Source organism: Bartonella sp. AC62GZZY, from assembly GCF_042196525.1.
Classification (GTDB): domain Bacteria; phylum Pseudomonadota; class Alphaproteobacteria; order Rhizobiales; family Rhizobiaceae; genus Bartonella.
Genome location: NZ_JBHIQN010000039.1, coordinates 1 through 3,767, shown reverse-complemented (window position 1 = coordinate 3,767; position 3,767 = coordinate 1). Strand labels below are relative to the sequence as shown.

Annotated in this window: 2 protein-coding genes and 1 pseudogene; all 3 read left to right on the top strand. The window is 34.9% G+C overall.

The genetic code is table 11. The features are described from left to right. Nucleotides 1-195 (top strand): autotransporter outer membrane beta-barrel domain-containing protein (locus ACFIML_RS08900; protein WP_375607571.1); only part of this gene is annotated, 195 nt, incomplete at its 5' end. 166 nt (nt 196-361) lie between these two features. Next, nucleotides 362-511: a hypothetical protein gene (locus ACFIML_RS08895; RefSeq protein ID WP_375607570.1), complete on the top strand. Its 150-nt coding sequence runs from the start codon at nt 362-364 to the stop codon at nt 509-511. 953 nt (nt 512-1,464) lie between these two features. Beyond that, nucleotides 1,465-3,767: pseudogene (locus tag ACFIML_RS08890) on the top strand (autotransporter outer membrane beta-barrel domain-containing protein); the annotation flags it as partial.

Here is a 3,767-nt window from a genome sequence, read left to right as displayed (position 1 = left end):
GATGATGGTACCATCCGGATTGGCAGAGATTTTGACCTTGATCCTATGGGACCTGCAATTGAAGGCGGCGTTGGCATTAATGCGCAACTGTCTCACAATTTCTCCCTTCATGGTGATGTAAGCTATCAACAAAAGCTTCAGAAAACTGGTATAAGTGGTGCAAATTTTTCAGGAGGAATACGCTATCAGTTTTGAGGCAAAACTTTATAACAACAGGTATATTGTTATTTCTGTACACTTCATCAAAAAAGGCAGCACAATACGCTGCCTTTTTTTATTCTTGACACCCTTTCATAAAAAGATCGTTCGAATAGCTTTTGTTTTTTATCCTCCCAAGATCATCTCCATCAAGATTTATTGATTGACAAAGCTAGGTATTGTTTTTGATGCATACCAGATTGAAGTAGCTGCTCGTACACAGGCAAAAAAGCGCTTTCGTTATAATCCTGAAAAGAAAGCTGTGGAAGGTCTTGCCAATTTGCTGGAATTGGGGAGTGTGAAATGCGTGTAGCAGTCTTTGCGCAAAAGAATGAAAATATGCACTAAAGCGGGTGGTTATGCTTAAGGGTGAGAATAAATTCAGTGATTTTGAGAAATCTGCCCCTTACGCTGTCTTAGATATTGAATGGCATTTATCTCTCATAAACAAAAATGTCGCAAAGCGCTTCATCTCCAAGTGAAAGTAAAACTTTCAGAAAAAACACCTTATATGTATTTATTGATAAATCATATATGTTTATTGATAAATCGCGCTTGCTTCATAAAATCCCCTCCCCCTTTTTCTCAAAGCAAAAAGAAAATGTAAAGTTTTACTGTCGTAAGTAGATAAAAAGCACAAGCTACTATTATTTTCCTCTTTACACAGAAAACATACTGCAAAATATTTCTTTACGCAGATAACTTAATTAAATACACCAAAAAAACAAAGACATCAACCACTTTATCAAAATACTCAAGAAGAAACTAAGATTTATAAAAGCATCAATCAGTGCTCTTTAGCATATTTATAAAACACATTACATCCAGTATAAAACACCTCAGATCTAAAATTAAATAAACTTTTTTAATTTTTGCTGACGGCTGTTCCCAACGATGCTGTCCCCCCTTTATTCTCCTTAATGCATCAAAATATATGACATTACTGTGATACCCTTAAAAAAGTACAAGCAAACAACGATCATTTGCTTATAATATTGTCCTTAAATATCATTTTTAATATTTTTAATTATATATTTAATACGTAATAAATAAAACTATAAATATAATATGACTTAAATGTAAATATATACATTAATTATTATGTTTTTTAATTTGACTATAAGTAAATTATAAAATAGTGATCAGGAAGAATGTTTTTTATAGACCATTATTTATTTTCTTATATTGTTTGTTCTTCTTATAACAAGTGGAGATATGGAAAACAGGAAAAATATTTGTAGCTTAATTTAAGTGAGGAGAACATAAATGTCTAAAAAGTCTCTTTTATCGTATACAGCAATTGCAGCAATTCTATTATTTGGGACCTACCACAAAACACAAGCGGAAGAACTTAAAGTTTCTGATGGAAAAAAAATGGAAGTCTCTAAAGAAAGCTACGATAATATTTGGGCAGAAACGGGTGGAAAAATCATCGGCAAGAATTTAAAGCTGGGGAGTACCTCTCCAACACCACCATCTGTTACAACCGTTGTCACCGTTAAAGGATCCGATAGTTTGATTGAATTATCGGACAATACCATCATTGGTGCTCCACTTGGAACTAAATCTTCCTATGAATACGGCGTTAATATATCGGATAACGCTACATTCAAAATGACAGGAGGTTCTATCAACGTTGATAAAACCGCTATTCAGCTAAATGCTGGTAACGGAAATATGGAAAATGTCACAATAACAAGTGAAAACAGCGAACCCTATAACGCAATAAGAGCTGAAAAAAAAAGTAAACTCACTTTGAAAAATATAACTGTTAAAAAAGCAAAAAACAGCATCTTTGCAGATAACCAAACTCAAATAACAGTTATCGGTGGATCTTTTGAGGCAAAAGAAACAGCAATCAATGCTCGAAACGGTAGTATCATTACTTTAAACAATAAGGCAAAAATCACATCACTTAACGGTGATGGGCTCAATGCCATTGATGAGCAATCAAAAATTTTTATGACAGGGGGAGCTGTTACTGGGAGCAATAGTGTATTATACACAAAAGCTGGTGGATATATTAATGTTAAAGATGTTGTACTCACAGCAGATGGTAAAGGAACAAGATTCGGTGCGTTTGCAAGAGGTCACAGCACTATTGAATTAAATGGTAACACAACAATTAAAAATGCTTCGATCGGTGTTAAAGCCGAAAGTGATGATGCGACAATCAAAATGACCGGAGGATCGATTGAGGTCACAGGAGACAAAGCAGTAGGTGCATCATTTCTTAACACCACCAGCAAAGAAAACACGCTGAAAGATGTGAAAATATCAAGCGGAAATGATGACTTTCTTATGGATAAAGGAATAAGTGCTGACAAAGGAAGTATTGTCACTTTAAATAATGTAACCGTCACGAAAGCAAAAAACAGCATCTTAGCAGATAACAAATCTCAAATAACAATTACCGGCGGATCTTTTGAGGCAAAAAGAGAAGCAATAATTGCTCAAAACGGCAGTAGCATTACTTTAAACAATGGTGCGAAAATCATTTCATCTGAGTATAATGCGCTGAATGCCATTGGTGAGCAATCAAAAATTTTCATGACAGGAGGAACTGTTACTGGGAGTAATAATTCATTATATGCAATTTTGGGTGGATATATTAATGTTAAAGATGTTGTACTCACAAAAAATGGCGAAGATTCAGCTACAGGCGCATTAGCTGAGGGCCCAAACAGCGTCATTGAATTAAACGGAAAAACAACAATTACGAATATTCCCACAGGTCTTAATGCACGGAACGGAGGCAAAATCACAAGCGAAGAATTAACGATAAAAGGACGTAAAATAATTATTGAAATCGATGAGGAAATCTTCAAACTGCCTGGCTCAGGTGCATTTGCTACTGAAAATAGCGCCATTGAATTAAACGGAAAAACAACGATTGGAAAAGTTGATTTTGGACTTGTCGCATCCAAGAATAGCACGATTAAGATGGTCAATGACGCTAAAAACAAAATAGATGCAACAATAGTTGCACTATCGGTAGAGAGCAATGGACATATTGATCTCGCAAATACTTCTGCAACAGCAGGGGTTGCTGGGGTGAATTTTGCAGATTTGACTAACAATTTTTCAGATTTGGTTAACAATTTTCCAGATTTGACTAAAAATACGTTATTTGCAGATTTGTCTCAAAATAATTTAAAGGGCCTAAGTAGTCGTACTCCACAAGATTGGCAAAACGGTGAAGTTAATTTGACCAATACAAATCTGATCGTTGAAAATGGTATTGGAATATATACCGAGGAATCAATGGGGAAAATTAATCTCAAAAATTCAAAAATCCTTGCAGATACGTTATTCAAAAACATAAAGCAGAAGACAAAGCCTGTTGGAATGTTTACTTTAACCGCAGATCATTCTGTCTTACAAGGCGGTGTAAGAAATGACGAAAATGGGCAAACACGCTTTGATCTGAAAAACGATACAACATGGACGTTGAAAATCAGCAAAAATGAAAAAGATGATGATGGCAATCTCCTTGATATCGCTCAAAGATCTCGTTCTGATGTTTCTGTGCTTAATCTCGATAACAGCTCCATTGTTTTTGAGAAACC